The 19,965-nt window shown below is 42.7% G+C and carries 18 protein-coding genes; 2 read left to right on the plus strand and 16 right to left on the minus strand.

Annotation, left to right across the window (positions count from 1 at the left end; translation table 11 throughout):
- Positions 1-101: 101 nt before the first annotated feature.
- The 7 genes from cysE to PV763_RS01190 form a co-directional block, all read right to left on the minus strand.
- Positions 102-935 (minus strand): serine O-acetyltransferase, encoded by an 834-nt coding sequence (gene cysE, locus PV763_RS01160; RefSeq protein WP_253147061.1) that lies wholly within the window; start codon positions 933-935, stop codon positions 102-104.
- Complete coding sequence (locus PV763_RS01165) at positions 911-1,759, minus strand: RNA methyltransferase (protein WP_004279927.1); 849 nt, start codon at positions 1,757-1,759, stop codon at positions 911-913. Before PV763_RS01165 ends, cysE begins: the two co-directional genes overlap by 25 nt.
- Before the next feature lie 37 nt (positions 1,760-1,796).
- Positions 1,797-5,369 carry a DNA polymerase III subunit alpha gene (gene dnaE / locus PV763_RS01170; RefSeq protein ID WP_420937249.1) on the minus strand — a complete coding sequence of 1,191 codons (3,573 nt, stop codon included), beginning with the start codon at positions 5,367-5,369 and terminating at the stop codon, positions 1,797-1,799.
- 357 nt (positions 5,370-5,726) lie between these two features.
- Positions 5,727-6,422, minus strand: a complete 696-nt coding sequence (locus PV763_RS01175; protein ID WP_312327358.1) for a methionine ABC transporter permease — start codon at positions 6,420-6,422, stop codon at positions 5,727-5,729.
- Positions 6,419-7,444 carry a methionine ABC transporter ATP-binding protein gene (locus PV763_RS01180; protein ID WP_005100878.1) on the minus strand — a complete coding sequence of 342 codons (1,026 nt, stop codon included), beginning with the start codon at positions 7,442-7,444 and terminating at the stop codon, positions 6,419-6,421. The genes PV763_RS01175 and PV763_RS01180 overlap by 4 nt, the downstream gene beginning before the upstream one ends.
- 76 nt (positions 7,445-7,520) lie before the next feature.
- The gene (locus PV763_RS01185; RefSeq protein ID WP_005263086.1) at positions 7,521-8,396 is read right to left on the minus strand and encodes a MetQ/NlpA family ABC transporter substrate-binding protein; all 876 of its coding nucleotides are present in this window, start codon (positions 8,394-8,396) and stop codon (positions 7,521-7,523) included.
- Between the two features lie 604 nt (positions 8,397-9,000).
- Positions 9,001-9,561 carry a GNAT family N-acetyltransferase gene (locus PV763_RS01190; RefSeq protein WP_420937250.1) on the minus strand — a complete coding sequence of 187 codons (561 nt, stop codon included), beginning with the start codon at positions 9,559-9,561 and terminating at the stop codon, positions 9,001-9,003.
- A 67-nt stretch (positions 9,562-9,628) separates the two neighbouring features.
- Between PV763_RS01190 and PV763_RS01195 the strand changes: the two genes are divergently transcribed.
- Positions 9,629-10,060: a hypothetical protein gene (locus tag PV763_RS01195; RefSeq protein WP_420937251.1), complete on the plus strand. Its 432-nt coding sequence runs from the start codon at positions 9,629-9,631 to the stop codon at positions 10,058-10,060.
- Here PV763_RS01195 and PV763_RS01200 read toward each other — a convergent pair.
- Positions 10,022-10,844 (minus strand): IS5 family transposase gene (locus tag PV763_RS01200; RefSeq protein WP_325756114.1). Its coding sequence is split into 2 segments (ribosomal slippage): positions 10,022-10,462 and positions 10,464-10,844, totalling 822 coding nucleotides; the frame shifts between segments, so codons are not numbered across the junction. The two genes, PV763_RS01195 and PV763_RS01200, sit on opposite strands and share 39 nt — an antisense overlap.
- A gap of 138 nt (positions 10,845-10,982) precedes the next feature.
- Between PV763_RS01200 and PV763_RS01205 the strand changes: the two genes are divergently transcribed.
- Entirely contained in the window at positions 10,983-11,555 is a 573-nt protein-coding gene (locus tag PV763_RS01205) for a hypothetical protein (RefSeq protein ID WP_420937252.1), read from the plus strand.
- Between the two features lie 57 nt (positions 11,556-11,612).
- On the opposite strand, the gene purD is transcribed toward PV763_RS01205, so the two are convergent.
- The 8 genes from purD to PV763_RS01245 all read right to left on the minus strand — a co-directional run bounded on the left by purD (position 11,613) and on the right by PV763_RS01245 (position 19,764).
- The gene (gene purD / locus PV763_RS01210; RefSeq protein ID WP_420937253.1) at positions 11,613-12,896 is read right to left on the minus strand and encodes a phosphoribosylamine--glycine ligase; all 1,284 of its coding nucleotides are present in this window, start codon (positions 12,894-12,896) and stop codon (positions 11,613-11,615) included.
- 127 nt (positions 12,897-13,023) lie between these two features.
- On the minus strand, positions 13,024-14,598 hold the full coding sequence (purH, locus tag PV763_RS01215; protein ID WP_191112734.1) for a bifunctional phosphoribosylaminoimidazolecarboxamide formyltransferase/IMP cyclohydrolase: 1,575 nt from the start codon (positions 14,596-14,598) through the stop codon (positions 13,024-13,026).
- 95 nt (positions 14,599-14,693) lie between these two features.
- Positions 14,694-14,963 (minus strand): DNA-binding transcriptional regulator Fis, encoded by a 270-nt coding sequence (fis, locus tag PV763_RS01220; RefSeq protein ID WP_001086304.1) that lies wholly within the window; start codon positions 14,961-14,963, stop codon positions 14,694-14,696.
- Positions 14,964-15,361: 398 nt separating this feature from the next.
- A complete protein-coding gene (locus tag PV763_RS01225) occupies positions 15,362-16,237 on the minus strand; it encodes a DUF3426 domain-containing protein (RefSeq protein WP_420937254.1) in 876 nt (291 codons plus the stop codon).
- Positions 16,238-16,252: 15 nt separating this feature from the next.
- The gene (gene prmA / locus PV763_RS01230; protein ID WP_005100866.1) at positions 16,253-17,158 is read right to left on the minus strand and encodes a 50S ribosomal protein L11 methyltransferase; all 906 of its coding nucleotides are present in this window, start codon (positions 17,156-17,158) and stop codon (positions 16,253-16,255) included.
- A gap of 131 nt (positions 17,159-17,289) precedes the next feature.
- The gene (locus PV763_RS01235) at positions 17,290-18,177 is read right to left on the minus strand and encodes a bile acid:sodium symporter family protein (RefSeq protein ID WP_420937255.1); all 888 of its coding nucleotides are present in this window, start codon (positions 18,175-18,177) and stop codon (positions 17,290-17,292) included.
- A gap of 87 nt (positions 18,178-18,264) precedes the next feature.
- Positions 18,265-19,152, minus strand: a complete 888-nt coding sequence (locus PV763_RS01240; protein ID WP_224215723.1) for a bile acid:sodium symporter family protein — start codon at positions 19,150-19,152, stop codon at positions 18,265-18,267.
- A gap of 144 nt (positions 19,153-19,296) precedes the next feature.
- Positions 19,297-19,764 (minus strand): hypothetical protein, encoded by a 468-nt coding sequence (locus tag PV763_RS01245; RefSeq protein WP_004279893.1) that lies wholly within the window; start codon positions 19,762-19,764, stop codon positions 19,297-19,299.
- Between the last annotated feature and the right edge of the window lie 201 nt (positions 19,765-19,965).

Here is a 19,965-nt window from a genome sequence, read left to right on the forward strand (position 1 = left end):
TTATTTTTTAAAACATCTATTCAAAAATTGCATGATCGTCAGTCTATGAAAACTATAACCATCATGCAAGTAAACCCGTGTTACAGAGTGAAGTGTGATATTCAGGCCTTGGATTGGCTGGTTTGCGCTTCACATTCACGGCGCGCTTCTTCCAGAATCTCCAACTCTTTTTTGCTCAAAGGCTGGCCATCCTGTTGCTGCTTGTTAAAGGTCGGATCTAACAAAGAAAGACGATTGCACAAGTTGTTCATGCGTTTTTCATTTTGCTGAATGCGATCCAGCAAAATCCGCATGCCTTCAAGAATCGGATCAGACTGGTCTTCAGTTGCGGCATAGGGCTGGAAACCGATACTTTCTGCATAGTCACGACGACGCGCTTCAGCATCATCTTTAGGTTTGTCTTTGGTGATAAAACGTGCCGGGTTACCCACAGCTGTGGCGTTCTCAGGAACTGCTTTGGTAACGACCGCATTAGAACCGACTTTGGCATTTTTACCTACGGTGAATGGCCCAAGAATCTTGGCACCAGCACCGACTACCACGCCATCTTCTAGGGTCGGATGACGTTTGCCTTTATTCCAGGTGGTTCCACCCAAAGTCACGCCGTGATAAAGGGTGACGTCATCGCCAATTTCAGCGGTTTCACCAATTACGACACCCATACCGTGATCGATAAAGAAACGGCGGCCAATTTTTGCACCCGGATGGATTTCAATGCCCGTGGCAAAGCGGCTAAACGAAGACAACGCACGTGCAGTTCCTTTACAGTCTTTATTCCATAGCTCATGTGCCATGCGATGCATGATCAGCGCATGAATGCCAGGATAAGTGGTTAAGACTTCTAAGGTATTGCGTGCTGCAGGATCGCGCGCAAAGACAGCTTTTATATCTTCTTTGAGCTGTTTTAGCATTAGATTTGATCCTCGTCCTGTGATGATGTGTGTGAAGATTTTTTCCAGGTACCGTTGTTCAATGCCTGAACACGGCTGAAAATACCACGAAGTAAGTGATATTCCATACGATCTAATTGTATACGTCCGAAGAGACGACGCAAGCGTAAAGGCAATAATCTTGGATTTTTTGGATCCATAAACTCAATTTCTGCCAGCATTTTTTCCAAGTGTGGATAGAACTGTTCCATCTGCGCATGATTGACCAAGGGTTCATCCCATTCCATTTCAATGCCATCAATGACTTGCATGGTCGCTTTAGCATCACGTGGTTGTTCAATTTGACTCATCGTTGCCATCCGCATCTCATAGCAGATCACCTGAATCGCCTGAGCTACATTCAGTACGCCGTAGTCCGTATTCACAGGAATAGTCAGATGATAATTGGCCATCGCCAGTTCTTCATTGGTCAGACCACGGTCTTCGCGGCCAAATAGAATCGCGACTTCCTGCTGATCTTGTACCACGGCGGTCATGGCTTTTTCAGCGGCAGGGCGCACATCTAACAGCGGCCAGGGAATAGTACGGCTGCGTGCGCTGGTGCCGAATACAATCTGGCAGTCTTTAATGGCATCTTCAAGGGTTTCGACAATCTCGATCTGCTCGATCAGGTCAGTTGCACCCGCGGCCAGCGCGTCAATATCCGGATGCGGATAGGTTTTCGGTGCCACCAGAACCAGCTTGGACAAGCCCATGGTTTTCATGGCACGTAAGGCACTGCCGATATTGGCAGGTAAAGTGGTATTGACCATGACAATACGCACATGGGAGAGATGTGCTGAAACAGCAGCATTGTCAATTTGACTCATGAGGATTCCAATTTTAAGGTGTTTTAAAGATCAGGATTTATGAATATTGCGGCTGGGATTCAGCCTGATACAGTTCCAGTGCATCATCCATGCTCATGCCCACAGGCGGCGGAGGAACATCCACTGGCTTGGCCTGTTCATAGGACACGGCTTTGGCAGCTTTGGACTTGACCTGATATTCAATATGCAAGGCTTCTTTACCAAAATAATCACGCAATTTGGCTAGGAGCTCATCCAGTGGGGCGACTTTCCAGTTGAGACCCAGATGCAGTTCAGTCGTGGCATACGGATAGTCCAGATATAGAATCACCGGAATATGTGCGGACATATCGACATTGCAATAAGGAGTCAGAATTTGCTGCAGGTCACGGCTCAAGCTCTTACTGAAATGCTCGGCTGTGAGGGTGATCTTGATGCTATTGGCACGTTTCTGGCGAATTTCATTCAGGCTAAATGCCTTGGTGAGGCGTCCCATCGGACGGTCAAAGCCTTCACGCTCATAGATTTCGCCTTCAATCACCACCACTTTATCGAGCTGGATAATCTCTTTAAAGCGGTTGAAGCGTTCGTGATTGGCTGAAATCTCAATCCGTGCTGTACCATCATCTAGGGTCATCATCATCCGGTTCGGGAAGTTGGCAATATCTACCACCAGTCCTGCAAACACGGTGGTTACACCACGGCGGGTCGGCGTTAGCTCATTGATCTGACTAGGCACAAAGGCTTTCAGCTCATTGCGATACACATCAATCGGGTGGCCGGTCAGATACAGACCAAGTGTGTCTTTCTCACCTTTCAGGCGAACTTCATCCGCCCAAGGTTTGACGGGTTTAGATGGCTTGCGCTGAACTTCTTCCACTTCGCCAAACAAGTCCATGATGCCGGTTTCACGGTTGGAACGTGCCTGTTCCGCAGCTTGAACCGCTTCAGGCAGTTGCGCCATCAGGTCGGCACGATCAATGCCTAAGCAATCCAGTGCACCTGAGCGAATCAGTGCTTCCAGGGTGCGCTTATTGATTTTTTTCAGGTCAATACGATGACAGAAATCAAATAAGTCACGGAATGGACCTTCTTGCGCACGTGAGTCAATCACCGATTGCATCGCCGCTTCACCGACGCCTTTGATTGCCCCCAGACCATAGACAATAGTTTGCTCATCAGTGGCATGGAATTGATACAGCGACATATTCACTGACGGCGGCAAAACTTCCAGATTATTCTTGCGACAGTCATCAATCAGAAATACCACGTTGTCGGTGTTCTGCATCTCCGAGGTCAATACCGCAGACAGGAATTCCGCCGGATAATGCGCTTTTAGCCATGCAGTTTGGTAAGCAACTAGGGCATAGGCAGCCGCATGCGATTTGTTAAAACCATAGCCGGCGAACTTTTCCATATAGTCGAAGATATGGTTGGCCGTGGCTTCATCAATGTCTTTTTTCGATGCACCTTCAATAAAGATCTGGCGCTGTTTGACCATTTCTTCCGGTTTTTTCTTACCCATGGCACGACGTAACAAGTCCGCGCCACCAAGGGTATAGCCGGCACAGTACTGTGCAGCCTGCATTACCTGTTCCTGATACACCATAATCCCGTAGGTGGGTTCTAGCACGCCTTCAAGCAATGGATGCAGATATTCAAAATCGCCACCATGCATCCGGTGGATAAAGTCAGGAATCAGATCCATCGGGCCTGGACGGTACAGCGATACGAAGGCAATAATTTCTTCAAACTTGCTCGGGCGTGCCTCTTTCAGCATCTTCTTCATGCCCACGGATTCAAACTGGAATACCGCGGTGGTGTTGGCATTGGCAAAGACCAGATATGCGTCTTTATCTTCAAGCGGGATATAAGCAATATCTAAAGGTTTATCCGCTTTGATGCGTTTATTGATATTTTTAACCGCATCTTCAATCACCGTCAGGTTACGCAAACCCAAGAAGTCAAACTTCACCAGACCTGCAGATTCGACATCGTCTTTATCGAACTGTGCCACGCGTCCGGTACCATCGGCATCACACATGACCGCAGAGAAATCGGTAATTTTGGTTGGCGAGATCACCACACCACCGGCGTGTTTACCGGTGTTTCGGGTAATACCTTCCAGTTTCAGTGCCATTTCCCAGATTTCGGCTGCATCGTCATGGTCTGGATTGGATGGATTGGTGACGATATCTTTAAGCTGGGGTTCAGCTTCTAGTGACTCAAGCAGGCTTAGACCTAAAGGCTTGGTCGGAATCATTTTCGAGATACGATCCGCCAAGCCATAAGATTTACCCAAAACGCGCGCAACATCACGAATCGCACCTTTGGCCGCCATAGTGCCGAATGTTGCAATCTGGGAGACCGCATCACGGCCATAGGTACGTGCTACATAGTCAATCACGCGGTCACGGCCTGCGATACAGAAATCGACGTCGAAGTCGGGCATCGAAACACGTTCCGGGTTCAGGAAACGTTCGAACAGCAGTTCATAACGCAGCGGGTCAAGATCGGTAATTTTTAAGCTATAGGCGACCAGTGAACCTGCACCCGAACCACGGCCCGGACCGACCGGAACGCCGTTACTTTTCGACCACTGAATGAAGTCCATCACGATCAGGAAGTAGCCCGGGAATCCCATCGAGTTAATGATGTTAATCTCGTATTCGATACGCTCATCATAAGGCTTGCGGATTTCTGGCCAGTCTTCATCACGTTGTTCAGGCGGATACAGGAAATTCAGGCGTTCTTCCAGACCTTCTTTGGACAAGTGTGCAAAGAAGGTATCAATGGTATGACCTTCAGGAATCGGATAATCAGGCAGGAAGTATTTGCCCAGTTGCAGCGTCACATTACAGCGTTTGGCAATGTGATAGGTGTTCTCAATCGCAGATGGAATATCCGAGAACAGCGCTGTCATTTCTTCAGCAGATTTGAAATATTGTTCAGGTGAATAGGTTTTAGGGCGGCGGTTGTCACCAAGCACATAACCATCTGCAATACATACCCGTGCTTCATGCGCTTCATAATCTTCACGGGTCATGAAATGCACATCATTATGTGCGACCACACCGATATTGTATTTTTTTGCCAGCTTAACGGCTTCCAGAATAAAGTTATCTTCATCCGGACGATTGGTACGGGTCAGGGCAAGATAAACACGATTACCAAATTTTTCGACCCATTCTTCTAGCAGCGGTTCCGCTTTTTGCGGATTTGAACTCATCAGCATTTTGCCGACATCGGAATGCATGCCGAGCAGGGCAATCATGTCCTCAGGCTGATTTAAAATCCATTGTTTTTGAACGCAGGGAATATCCAGTTGCTGGCCACTGATAAAGCCTTCAGATACTAATTCAGTCAAATTACGCCAGCCGGTATTGGTCATGGCCAATAAGGTCATGCGATGTTCGGCATCATTCAGGCGAATTTCAGAACCCAGAATCGGCTTGATGCGTTTGCTCAGACATTTGCCATAGAACTTGACGGCAGCATGCAGGTTAGAAAGATCCGTGAGCGCAAGGGCAGGCATCTGTTCTTCTTCGGCAGCTTTGACCAAGTCAGGTATCCGTACGATGGATTCAGTAATCGAAAATTCTGTATGAATACCAAGATGAACAAAGTGCATAGATGAGTCCCTGCTAAAACCATTGAATAGTTTAACATGGGATTTATTGTTTCAGTTTGAAATTGAGGGGAAATGGCTAACTTTTAGGTCAAGTTTGAATTTGATTTTTTAAGCTGATTATTTAGTTAGTTGTTAGAAGATATTTTCTTTTACTTTTAACGGGGCAAAAGTAACAAAACCTCTTTGTTGATCTGATGGCACTTCCATGTGCCACAGACCAACGGGCGACTTCCTGTCGCGGTGGCACGTATCAAATAGTTGCAGGACTTTACTTTGAAATAATGAGAAAGGGTTCGTAAGTATTAAAAACAATAAAACCCTCTTTTTAAAGGGCTTTATTTATACATAAAAACTAGCTTAACGAAGTCGGGATAACCAGTCACCGAGGCTTTGTACAATCTGCACTAGAATCAGTAATACAATCACCGTCATGATGACTACAGAGGTATCAAAACGCTGATAACCATAAGAAATCGCTAAGTCACCAATACCACCCGCACCGACAGCACCGGCCATTGCCGTTGCACCAATCAAACTGATGGTAGCAGTAGTCAAGTTTAGAATCAGTGAGCTACGCGCTTCCGGCAGAATAAACTTAAAGATAATTTGGATTGGCGTCGCGCCCATCGCTTGGGCAGATTCGATAATACCTTCATTCACTTCGAGTAAAGAGGTTTCAATCAGGCGACCAATGTATGGGCCGACATAAATGGTCAATGGAACAATCGCTGCCCAGGTCCCAATCGATGTGCCGACAATTAACTTGGTCAGTGGAATCACCGCAATCAGCAAGATAATAAATGGCAATGAACGTAGCGCATTCACAATCGGATTGAGACCGTGATAAATCACACGATTCGGCAGAATCCCATTCGGACGGGTCACCAGTAGAGTAATCGCCTGAATGAAGCCCCAGATACAGCCAAACAGCATCGCGAAGAACACCATATGAAAGGTTTCTTGCAGCGCTGTCACAAACTGATCTATCGACAGGGAGCTTTTCCAGAACGGCGCAGTGATCGTTGTCAGCCACTGTACAATTAAATCTCTCATGCCTGTACTCCCGCCTGATCGACTTGTACGCCGTGTTGTTCAAGGAATTTTATTGCTGCTTGAATTTCTTGTGCATCACCCAGTAGCTGAATAAACATCTGGCCAATCACCGTGCCATTAATTTCGGTCATATTGGCAAACAGAATATTTAAACTGATATCAAACTGTTTAATCACCGCTTGAATCACGGTTTCCTGTGCCGAGCTACCAAGGAATTTCAGGCAATAAATACTGTTGTGATTCTGGTTTTCCAGATTATTCAGAATATTGACTGGTAAATGCTGCTGTAATACGGTCTGAATAAAATTCTTGGTCGTCGGGTGCTGGGGCTGACTGAATATTTGTAAGGTACTGCCGGTTTCAATCACATCACCTTTTTCCATCACGGCGACATAATCACACACGGTTTCAATTACATCCATTTCATGGGTAACCATAACAATGGTGATGCCTTGTTCTTCATTAATTTTTTTAAGTAGCTGTAGAACAGATTTGGTGGTTTGTGGATCAAGTGCAGAAGTCGCTTCATCACAGAGTAAAATTTTTGGATGATTGGCAAGGGCACGGGCAATACCAACACGCTGCTTTTGACCGCCAGACAATTCATCTGGAAAAGCATGACGTTTATGTTTCAGGTCAATAAAGTCTAATAATTCTTCGAGGCGCTTTTCCCGTTCTGCCTTGCTCCAGCCGAGGAGTTTCATGGGCATTTCGATATTGGCTGCCACGGTTTTGGTTTGCATTAAATTGAAATGCTGGAAAATCATGCCGATGCTGGCACGTTCTTGACGCAATGCTTTGGCATCCAGTGCGGTAAAATCTGTTCCGTTAATGATAATCCGGCCTGAGCTTGGGCGCTCAAGCAGGTTGATCAGACGGATGAGGGTGCTTTTACCGGCACCACTATAACCGATGATGCCAAAAATACTGCCGGTTGGAATCTGAAGATTAATCTGATTCAAGGCATGCAAGGTTTGACCCTTAAGCTCATACTGTTTTGAAATATCTTTAAATTCAATCATAGTGTCAAAAACTGCATCACGGATAAAAAAACAGGCAAGAAATCGTCCTTGCCTGTTCTAAAAGTCTATTATAGTACTATTTTGATTCAGTTAAATACGTCACAGGTTTGTTTACCGCAACTTTAGTACCACCAAAATGCTCATCAACATATGCTTTTACTGCTGGCGTATGATACAACGCACCCACTTTTTGCAGGACTGGATCATTTTGACGATCTGCTGCAACCGCTAATACGTTGACGTTCATTTTTGTGCTTTGATCAATCGGCTCATAGTAAATCGCATCTTTCAATACGTTTAAACCACCTTCCATTGCCAAGGTATTGCCCAGCACAATCGCATCAACTTCGTCTTTTACGCGTACTGCAGTCGCCATTTGAATGGGCTTAATCACGATTTGTTTTGCATTTTCGGTCACATCAGACGTTGTGCCTTTGACATTGTCGAAACCAGCTTTTAATTTAACCAGGCCTGCTGATTGTAAAAGTAATAATGCACGTGATTCGTTTGCGCCGTCGTTAGGAATAGCAATGGTTGCACCAGTTTTAAACTCGTTTAAAGATTTCACTTTGCTTGAGTAAATACCCATTGGCTCTAAATAAGTGGTAGATAGAGGTACAATTTTGGCTGTGTTGGCATCGTTGTAAGCCACCATATAGGCATAAGACTGGAATGCATTCACATCAATTTCTTTGTTGGCTACTGCCGTGTTCATTGACACATAGTCAGTAAAATTTTTCACATCAAGTTTGATACCGGCTGCTTTGGTTTCAGGCAGGGTCGCGATATAACGCCATACGTCTGCATCTGAACCGGTCGAAGCCATAGTTACAGTTTGAAGACCATTAGCATCTTTGCTTTGCGCTGCATCAGTGGCAGGCGCTTCTTGTTTACCACACCCAGTTAAAGTCAATACAGAGGCACTCAAGATAACGCCAAGTAACTTTTTCATGAAATTGTCCTAATTCTATTCTTGCCTAAAGTATAAGCATTTTTAAATCGTGTTAAATAAGAGTTTTATTACGATCTAAGTAGGTGGCTTGATCATTGCTGAGGAGGGCTTGAGATCGGAAGATGCAAGCGTGCAGCAACAGTTCTGGTGAACTTGATCAAGTCAGAGGCAGCCCAAATCTGATGTACTTGATCTATTTTGGAGAGAGAAAATAGATATTTTATAAGTACATGCCAAGGTTTATGTGCTCTGAAGTTGCGGATATCATAGCAATAAATCTATATTCGATATACTGGATAAAAAAGCCTTGCTTATCTCTTTAGTCGAATATAAAAAAAAGATCTTTTAAAGAAAATATTAATTAAAACAATATATTATTTATATTGAAAATATAGTTTTAATGGATGTGTTTAAATAGTGATCTTTATAAGATTTTGTAAGATAGAAATATAAAAAATGCATATAGATAAATATAAAAAAATATCTGATTTTTTGGGAAATGAAGAAAATTCGATCATTAACGAGATAAATCTTTCCTTTATATTAACTAAGCGAGTCAGTATCTGATCTTGGTTTCCTCAGGTCATGATACTGCAAGCTTGTTTTAACAAAAGGGAATATAGAGATAATCCGAACGCTGTTTTTCATAGAGTACGTGTCTACACAAGATATGATCGGCAGGTACAAGCGGATGATCAAACTCTCCCACTTTTTCTAAGCCAATGTTTTGCATGACACGTTCTGATGGCGTGTTAACGCATGCAGTAAAAGAAATGACTTTCTCGAGTCGTAGAGTTCTAAAAGCATATTTCAGTACCGCTTTGGCTCCTTCAGTGGCATAGCCTTGATTCCAGTATTGCGGTAGCAAGCGCCAGCCAATTTCAGGTGCATCGGCAATTTCAAATTCAGGTGGATGTACGTGTAAGCCAATAAATCCGATGAATTCGCCTGTCGCTTTGAGTTCTACGGCAAAGAGTCCCCATCCACGCGTTTTAATAGCAGTACGAATACGTTCAAGAAAAGCGGTTGCCTCAGTCGCATCGAGTTTTTTAGGGAAGTAGCGCATGACCTCATCATCTGCACACATTTGGATAAATGGGGTAGTGTCGGATTCTTGCCATTGGCGCAGGATCAGGCGAGGGGTGGTAATTGAAGCTGATGACATATACTTAGACCAAGATATAAGATGTTATCTATTAATCATTAAAATTTAATATAACATGGATGAAATTATGTTGGATGATCAACAGATTCAGAATCAAGAAACGCAAGTTTGTAGTAATCCTGCTTGGATGGTTCATCTAAAACCTTTTTCAGCAATCATTAGTGAACAACAACCTAGGATTAATTTTTCATTAGATCAGATCAATAACAATGATTATGAGGGAATGCAACTATCAAAAGTAATCGGAATTCTTTCTTTAGAAAGTGATGATAGTTTAGGTGCTTTAATTAGTTATAACGGAGCAATTGCAATCCCTCAAAGCGAAAATTTTCCAACACGCATTGATGGTATTACTAAATTAAATGAGATTTTGTGTTGCCTGTTATTAGGTGGGATCCATGCAGAGGTCTTGCATCCTCATGAGTTAGATGTAGGTACATTAGATCTCTTGCGAAAGTCATTATTGAAAATTTATCCGGTTTACCAATGCAGCTATTAAGTTGACGCGTAAACCAAATCTTTTCCGTCTATTTCGATAGCGTTCACTTAATATTCTAAATGTTTTCAATTGACTATTGATGTGTTCGATCACAACTCGTATTTTTCCAATCATTTTATTGTACTTTTTCTCAACATCAAATAAGGGTAAATTCTTCTTTTTCTTTATTGGCATCAATAATTTAAAGCCATCTTTCTCTAATCCATAGTAACCTAAATCGGTCATAACATATTCACAATGTTTGAATTTCTTAACCGTTTTTCTTGCCAGTTTAATGTCATGCTGACTGCCATTCGATATATCTAGCCCTATGATTTGTTTGCTCTTCGGATGATAGATCACTTGTACTTTTAGCGTATGTTTCTTCTTTTTACCACTGTAGAACTTACTCTGATTTTTTTTTCGGGCGTTCTATTGAACATTCTGTGGCATCAATAATGACCCAGTTAAAGTGTTCGTCTGCTGTGGTAATGCTTCGTTTTGGCAGAGTAAAACGTCTTGATTTCATTAATGCATCTTCAACTTTTTTAATGGTTCGATTCACATTGCTTTCAGCGATATGGTAATTTGCCGCCAATTCCAGTTGAGTGCTGTAGTTCCGTAAGTAATTGAGCGTTAATAACAACTGATCCTCTAAATCTAAAGTATGAGGACGACCTGATTTCTTTTTGAGTGATTCTGCTTTTTCTAAAACATCTACCATTTCGGTAAAAACTGGTCGAGGTACGCCAACCAGGCGTTTAAATTCAGAATCTGAAAAACGGTTTAATTTCTGATATCTCATGAAATCTATATTGAGGTGGTTTTTACTTTCGCAAGAGGTCTATTATATGAAAAGCGAAGTTTATTTTCTAATTTGCCATCGCTTCATAATCAATTAAGGTGCAATTGGGCATCTATATCTGAACGATATCTACCGTTGATGCATCCTAGAGTTTTACATTTTAATGATCTAAGACTCGCTTATAATGCTGGGCAGGAAATAATTAAGTCAATTCCATCTTTTACACCATTCTTTCTATTAAATGGTTATACATCTTTAATTAATCAAAACAATAATGATGCGCTTAATAATTTGTGGATTGTAGTTGAGCAAATTACAGAAATTTTATGGAAGAAAATTTATATTAAATGTAAGGATAGCTATCCAAGACAAGTAAGATGTTTACATACAACATGGGAAGAAGCTAAGTTTTTAAAAAATATAGCAACTAAGCATAAACTTTTAAGGTTAGCCAAAATTATCTCAAGACAAAATTATAAGATATTAGAGAGTGCTCGAAAATCTCGAAATAAACTAGTGCATAGTGGAAGACGTCCAGAATATGAAGTAATTTTTGAATTGTGGGGAATATTATCCGAGTTGCTTGAGCTAGCTACTTGTAGAAGAAATATAGGTCTTAGAAAAATAAAAGTCGGGAAAGAATTAAACTGGAGTAATCCACAAGATACTAATTTTGATGAATGGAAAGAATTAGTAGCTCAAATGAAATAAAAATTACTAATTAAAAACCCCGCACTTAGCGGGGTTTTTACTTAACCAAAATTTAGATTAAGCATTTTCACGCGCAATCGCACGGTAACCAATATCTTTACGGTATTGAACGCCGTCGAATGTCACTTTTTTGCAAAGTTCTAAAGCTTTTGCTTGTGCTTCACCAATGGTATTACCCAGTGCAGTCACGCAAAGTACACGACCACCAGCAGTCACGATCTCACCATTTTCATTGGCTTTAGTACCTGCATGGAACACTTTCGCATCTGCCATTTCAGTGTCTAAACCTGAAATCACATCACCATTGCTAGACGTTTCAGGATAGCCACGTGACGCAAGTACGATACCGACAGTCTTGCGCTCATCCCATTCAGCTTCCGCAGGTAAGTTACCAGCAATACCAGCTTCAACCAAATCAACTAAAGATGATTTTAAACGCATCATGATTGGTTGAGTTTCAGGGTCACCAAAACGGCAGTTAAACTCGATCACTTTAGGTTGACCTTGTTCATCAATCATCAAGCCTGCGTATAAGAAACCTGTGTAAACATGACCATCTGCTTTCATGCCGTCAACAGTCGGACGCATCACTTCTTTCATGGTTTTTTCAAATACGTCAGCCGTCACAACAGGAGCAGGAGAGTAAGCACCCATACCGCCAGTGTTCGGACCTTGGTCGCCTTCAAAAATACGTTTATGGTCTTGAGAAGTTGCCATCGGCAAGATGTTGTCGCCATCAATCATACAAATGAAAGATGCTTCTTCACCCGCAAGGAATTCTTCGATCACAACGCGAGAACCTGCATCGCCAAACTTGTTACCTGCAAGCATGTCATCAATTGCTGCAAATGCTTCTTGATTGGTCATGGCAACGATTACGCCTTTACCTGCAGCAAGACCATCGGCTTTGATCACGATTGGCGCGCCATTTTTCTCTATAAATGCTTTAGCGGCATCTACTTCAGTAAACACGTCATAGAAAGCAGTTGGAATGTTGTGACGTTTTAAGAAGTGCTTGGCAAAAGCTTTAGAGCCTTCAAGCTGTGCAGCAAACTGCGTTGGACCCCAAATTTTTACACCAGCTGCACGGCAAGCATCAACCACACCATTCACAAGTGGTGCTTCAGGGCCGACAATGACAAGTTCAACTGCATTGCTTTTTGCAAAGTCGATAATCGCAGCATTGTCTAAAATATTTAAGGCAACATTTTCGCATTTATTTTCTGTTGCAGTACCTGCATTACCCGGTGCTACAAATACTTTTGCGACTTTATCATCTTGCGCGATTTTCCATGCAAGTGCATGTTCACGACCACCATTACCCAAAACTAAAATATTCATTAAAAAAAATCCTTCTGAAATAGAATCCCCCTAAATCCCCCTTTGATAAAAGGGGGACTCCCTTCGCTCTACTATGATATAGAAAACCCTCCTTTATTAAGGAGGGCTAGGGAGGATTTAAAATTAATTAGTGACGGAAGTGACGCATACCAGTGAACACCATTGCAATACCAGCTTCGTCAGCCGCAGCAATCGTTTCTTCATCACGCATAGAACCACCCGGTTGGATAATGCATTTGATACCCGCTTTCGCAGCGTTATCAATACCATCACGGAATGGGAAGAATGCGTCAGATGCCATTACCGCACCTTCAACTACTAAACCAGCATGTTCAGCTTTGATTGCAGCAATACGAGCTGAGTTTACACGGCTCATTTGGCCAGCGCCTACACCAATGGTTTGACGGTTTTTGGCATAAACAATCGCGTTAGACTTCACGTATTTCGCCACTTTCCAAGCGAAGATCATGTCGTCAATTTCTTGTTCAGTCGGCGCACGTTTGGTGACTACTTTAAGATCATCTTTCGTGATCATGCCCAAGTCTTGGTCTTGAACCAGTAAACCACCGTTTACGCGTTTGTAGTCAAGTTGCGATTGACGCGCATCGATTGCTGGAAGTTCGCCACATACAAGTACACGTACGTTTTTCTTCGCGCCTGTTACTTCAAGAACACCTTCAGCAATGCTCGGTGCAATGATTACTTCAACAAATTGACGGTCGACAATCGCTTGTGCAGTTGCAACGTCTAATTCACGGTTGAATGCAATGATGCCACCGAAAGCAGATTCAGGATCTGTTGCATACGCAAGATCATAAGCTGCTTGAATACCGTCTAGAGACACTGCAACGCCACATGGGTTGGCGTGTTTAACGATCACACAAGCAGGCTTCGTAAATGATTTCACACATTCAAGTGCTGCATCAGTGTCCGCAATGTTGTTATAAGAGAGTTCTTTACCTTGAAGCTGTTTCGCTGTTGAAACAGAAGCTTCAGTCGCTGTGTCTTCTACATAGAATGCAGCAGCTTGATGCGGGTTTTCACCGTAACGAAGGTCTTGAACTTTGTTCAATTGAGTATTGAAAGTACGTGCAAACTTGTCTGCCTGACCTTCTTCTTTACCTACGCGAGCGCCTAAGTAAGATGCGATCATGCCGTCATATTGTGCAGTATGTTCAAAGGCTTTCACCGCTAGGTCAAAACGAGTTGCATGAGATAAAGCACCCTCAGCTTTAAGCTCAGCTACAACGGTTGCATAGTCAGATGCATTTACGATGATACCTACAGATGCATGGTTTTTTGCCGCAGCACGAACCATGGTAGGACCACCGATGTCGATGTTTTCGATGGCATCAGCAAGTGAACAGTTTGGTTTTGCTACTGTTGCAGCAAATGGATAAAGGTTTACAACGACTAAATCAATAGCATCAATGTTGTGTTCAGCCATCACAGCTTCGTCTAGACCACGACGAGCCAGGATACCCCCATGAATTTTCGGATGTAGTGTTTTTACACGGCCGTCCATCATCTCTGGAAAACCTGTATGCTCCGAAACTTCAACTACAGCCACATTATTGTCTTTCAACAATTTGTAGGTACCACCTGTAGATAAAATTTCTACCCCTAGAGCAGCAAGTTCTTGTGCAAATTCAACAATACCAGTCTTGTCAGACACAGAGATTAAAGCGCGTTTAATAGTCATGATCTTCGTCACAGTTTTCAAGGAACAGAATAAAACAAAATCAGCAATTTACAGGTTAAAAAAAATGCCTGCGGAAGCCGCAAGCATTTTATCATTTATTCACTCATTAAACCGTGAGCTTTTAACTTTTTACGTAAAGTACCACGGTTGAGTCCGAGAATCTCGGCAGCACGTGTTTGGTTACCACGTGTATATTCTAGAACTACAGATAGAAGAGGTTTCTCCATTTCTGCTAGCACCATGTCGTATACCTGAGATGGTTGCTCGCCCTGCAGTTGTGCAAAATAGTGGCGAACTGCGCGATCTACGTGGATACGTAAAGCAACATCAGATTGTGCAGTAAAAATAGGAGATTTGCTATTCATGCGAATTAATCCGAAAAACAAATATCACTTGGGTAAAGTGATATATAAAAGTGGTCTAGAAATTGAAATGAACTCCATTTTAGATCCTAAAACGGAAGTTCTAAAACTTAGTCATTACATTGAGCCTGTAGCTTGACACATCTCTGCGATTTGGTCGAAAAATAAGCGTAACAATAGTTAAAGTTTTGTTACTGACCAAAATCAAAACAAAAAAATCTGCACGATACGCAATAAATTTTATAGCGCATTAGGCAAGACTGTATTTGTTGTGAAAAAGTCGCGAGGAGTTGCAGCACATAGCTTTCGTGGCGCGTATCATACCATTGTCTAAGCAAAAGTGAGCAAGAAAACTGCATTTTTTTTAACTTTTTTTAATTTTTTAATGCTTTCTCAGCAGATTAGGGGCGAATTATTTCCAAAGTATAGCGATCAAAGCTTTTACGATCGACTGGAAGCTTAAATTTGAATTTAAACGGGCTGTTTTTTGGGATGCGCTGAATATTGACCAGACTTTCAATCAGGTACTCTTCGGAGGACAGGTTATAAGTTGCAATCACTTCACCGCGATGTTCCAGATTGATTCTTAAAATCGGTAAGGCCAGGCTACGGTCATGAAAATTGATCAGCTCACCGCTAAACTCAGCTTCATTATTACCGGTTGCCTTGATTTTGACTTTATTGGCCTGAATTAGTGTGTAGTATTTTTCCAGATTGGAACAATTAAACACTTCACAGGCACTGTTAAAAGCCAGACTCATGACGTGACTGTTTTTGATGTATTGCGGATTGAACCAGAAAAATTGAAATAGCAGCAGGCTGAATAGTGACAGATTGAGTAAACTCCAGCCTAGATAGTACATTGGCCCGCGTTTAGTCTGCTTTTCTGCCTGATCTTCCCAGTTCATGCTCGGCAGAACTGAAATCGGCTCGGTACTGAAATAATTCAGGTTATTTAAATAGGTTTCCAGATCAATATTGGAATGTTCAACTTTTTGGTCAAAAATCTGTAGCAGGCTATGACGATGCTGCTGATCCGTGTGATAAACACCTGAGTTATTTTGAGCATCAGTTTTGATGAATTCGCTGGAGTTCGACTGAGCCTGAGACATTGAGACGGTGACCGAATTCCGGGTTTCGGTCACCAAATGCGATAAGGCATTAAATGAGGTGGTACATTTGGGACAGCAAACCATACCCTGCGCAACGGTGAGTTGAGCAACTGTGACCTTATAGGTGGTGGAACAGGTAGGGCAATGGGTTCTTTTGTCACTCATGGATTATTTATAGGCTCATTCGTTCTTATGGCGTTTACCCGAGATACGGCACCAGTGCTCATCTCGTTTTTCTACCTCTAATATATCAAAATAATTTGAGTAAATGCTAGTAACATCAGCAACTTGCTCTTCGATAACTCCAGCAAGTGCGAACTGTCCCTCAGATTTAATTAAAGTTGCGAACTCAGGAGCCAGCATCATCAGTGGTGCTGCCAGAATATTGGCAACAAATACGTCAGCTTTGGTATTACCGAGCTCATCTCTAAATTCTTCTGGCAATCCGACATAGAGTTTGTCCAGTACGCCATTCAGTTCAGCATTTTGCTGAGTCGCCAGTACAGCTTGTGGATCGATATCAGTGGCATATGCTTTTTTCGCACCTAATAGCAGTGCAGCTACCGCGAGAATGCCTGAACCACAGCCATAATCGATAACAATTTTATCTTTCACATCAATCTTGCCCAGCCATTGTAAGCACAGGAAAGTTGAAGCGTGGTTGCCTGTTCCGAAAGCCAGACCTGGATCAAGCTTGATATTTACCGCATCGGCATCAGGTGCTTCCATCCACTCCGGTACGATCCAGTATTTATCAGCAATCTGAATTGGCTCATAGGCATCCATCCAGGTGCGTTCCCAAGCCTGATCTTCAATCAGTTCATGACGGATCGGAGCATCTGGCATTTGTGCACGAATAAAGGTTTCTAGTGCGGCAACATCGATTTCTTCGCCTTCTTCCTGCGCATAAATACCGGTCACAATCACTTTATTCCAGAGTGGTGTTTCACCTGGAAGTGGTTCCAGCAAATCCTGGTTTTCAGCATCATCCAGAGTCACACTCACTGCGCCTAGCGAGCTGAGTAATGTCTCAGTAAAATCAACCTGAGCCTGTTCAACCGTAATATGAATTTGTAACCACTTCACAGAAATAACCTTTATACATTTTTCAAAAAGCTATTGTAACGGAAGTTCAGACTCAACGCTGCTATCTTCTTGATCCATTCCCAAAATAAAAAGGATGCCTGAGGCATCCTTTGAACAGTTCCAGAGCTTATCTAATCCAGATTCGTTAAAGGTGTTTGCGCCGGGAGTGGTGCAAGCCGATTCAATAGACTGCCAAAAATTGCAGCAAAGATATACATAAAGATAGAATAAACCGCGGCTGGGATCGCCACAGCAGCACTGCCAATCACGGTCAGGGCAATGGTCATGGCGAGGGTGCTGTTATGAATGCCAATTTCAAATGCACTGGCACGGGCTTGAGCGCTATTAATATTCAGTAGTCGCGGAATCAGATAACCAATACTCAGGCTCAGGATGCAGAACAAGGCAGTCGCCAGACCCACCTGGGTCAAGTATTCACCGATATTGCTGCGCTCTTTGATGAGTGTGGCAATAATAATCAGCACCAAAAAGCCAATCGAAAAAATCCGCAGCGGCCGATTCAGTTTTGCTGTCACGCCTGGTGCATAGCGCCGAATCAACATGCCAATTCCCACCGGAATCAGGATGATCGCAAAGACTTGCAGAATCTTGCCGAATTGCAGGCCAACTTGCTGGCTATCCTGCATAAAATGCATGATCGAAAAATTAATAATTAAAGGTAAGGTAATCGCTGCGATGACTGAGTTGATAGCAGTCAAAGTGATATTGAGGGCTAAGTCACCTTTAAACAGATAGCTAAACAGGTTGGCTGTTGCACCCCCGGGCGAAGCCGCCAAGAGCATCAACCCGACTGAGAGTAATGGGGTTAAAGCGAATAGCTTGCAGAGTAAAAAGGCAATGCCAACCAGAATAACCAGTTGGCAGAACAATGCTATAAATACGGCTTTGGGGTGACGAGTGACACGGCTAAAGTCCCGAGGCGTCAGTTCAAGGCCCAGTCCCATCATGATGATTGCAAGTGCCAGCGGCAGTAATATCGTTATAAGGCCAGAATCCATCTGTATGCTCCTTGTCGAAAATTGTTTTAATACTTCTGATTTTCTTTAGAAAAGCATACAGCCTTATAGCAGAATCAGCCAAATAAATTACAAATCTGATAAACGACTTTTATTGCTATACACCACTTGCTGGCGACTAATCAGCACACCGAAAATAGTGGCGAAACTGTACATGAAAATTGTATAAATGCCTGCAGGAATAGCCATCGTGACATTATTTAAGACCGATATCGCAATCGTCAGCGCAATGGCAGTGTTATGAATGCCAATTTCAAAGGTACAGGCGCGTGCCATTTTCTCTGGGATACCCATGAGTAAAGGAATGCAATAGCCAATAAACAGGCTGGAAAAACATAAAATCGCAGTTGCTGCACCAATATTGGCAAAGTATTCGACCAAATTCGAACGTTCTCTGAAAATGGCGAATATCAATAGGATGGTTAGAAAACCGATAGAGAGTAAGCGCATGGGCCTGCTGACAGTAATTGACAGGTTTGGAAATTTGGCCCGAAGCAGCATACCCATGATCACGGGAATCAAGGTAATTAAAAAGACCTGCATAATCTTTTCAACTGGAAAAGTCACGTTTGAGTCATGACTCATAAAGTAGTGTAAGGACAGATTGATAATAAAGGGCAGGGTAAAAATAGAGATGATGGTATTAATGGCGGTTAGAGTAATATTCAGTGCCACATCACCTTTATATATGTAGCTAAATAGGTTCGCGGTTGGGCCACCAGGTGAGGCGGCTAGCAACATCAGACCTACAGCAAGCAAAGCGGGCAAGTCCAAAATCAGACAAATAAAAAAAGCAACGCTGGGTAATAGGACTAACTGCGCAAATAAAGTAATAAAAATGACTTTAGGATAGCGACTTAAGCGCAGGAAATCTTTGATAGTGAGTTCTAGCCCCAGCCCCATCATCATAATTGCCAATGTAATTGGCAAAAAAACGCTAAAAAACCCCGAATCCATGAATTTGCCTTTTTATTATGCATTTATAGGTATATTTCCAGTTTAGCCTAGATGAATAAATAAGCAATAAAAAACGGGCAAAATGCAATCACTTTGCCCGTCAAAGCTTTTACTTGAAATCTAAACTATTTAGATATATATCGGCTACATACCTGGCTGGCCTTGCATTGGTGAATCAGGCTGTGCTGGCTGGTTCATCTGATGCTGCATAGGCTGGTTTTGCATATGTGGCTGCATCGGTTGGCTTTGCATCTGAGATTGTCCCTGAGGGCGTGGTGGCATAAAGCCTAATGCACATTTACCTTTGACTTCGGCACCATTGATGGTGGCAGTAGTCGCACCACTGTTGCCGCTACAGGTACTCATGAGTTCGGCTTCATCGCCTTTGATTGAAGCATTTTTGGATGAAGCGAAAAACTGCGGCTCACAGGTACCATTCCAGATAATGCCACGATAGGCAAAACTGACTTGTGCACCTTGGGATTTGCCTTTACAAACCTGTTGGTACTTTTGTGCATTATAAATGGTTTCGACCTTATCATTCGCTGATGCAGCAAATGGCGCAAAACATAAACCACATAGAACGGTTGAGAGGAAAATATTCTTATTCATCTTTTATACCTTTGTTTGTAATGTAACCAACATATAGATTAAAAAATGCGCGAGATTAAACAATGCAAATCGAGTAAATTTCTCAGCTTATATGTTTAATTTATATAGTTCCTCTGCAAAGTTAAATTACAGTGCTTTATTGTTATGCGAGTTAAGTGCGATTTATCTCAGGATAAATTCAACTGAATTTGTCTACTTTAG

The organism is Acinetobacter sp. AS5 (assembly GCF_048957595.1).
In the GTDB taxonomy this organism is placed as follows: Bacteria; Pseudomonadota; Gammaproteobacteria; order Pseudomonadales; family Moraxellaceae; genus Acinetobacter.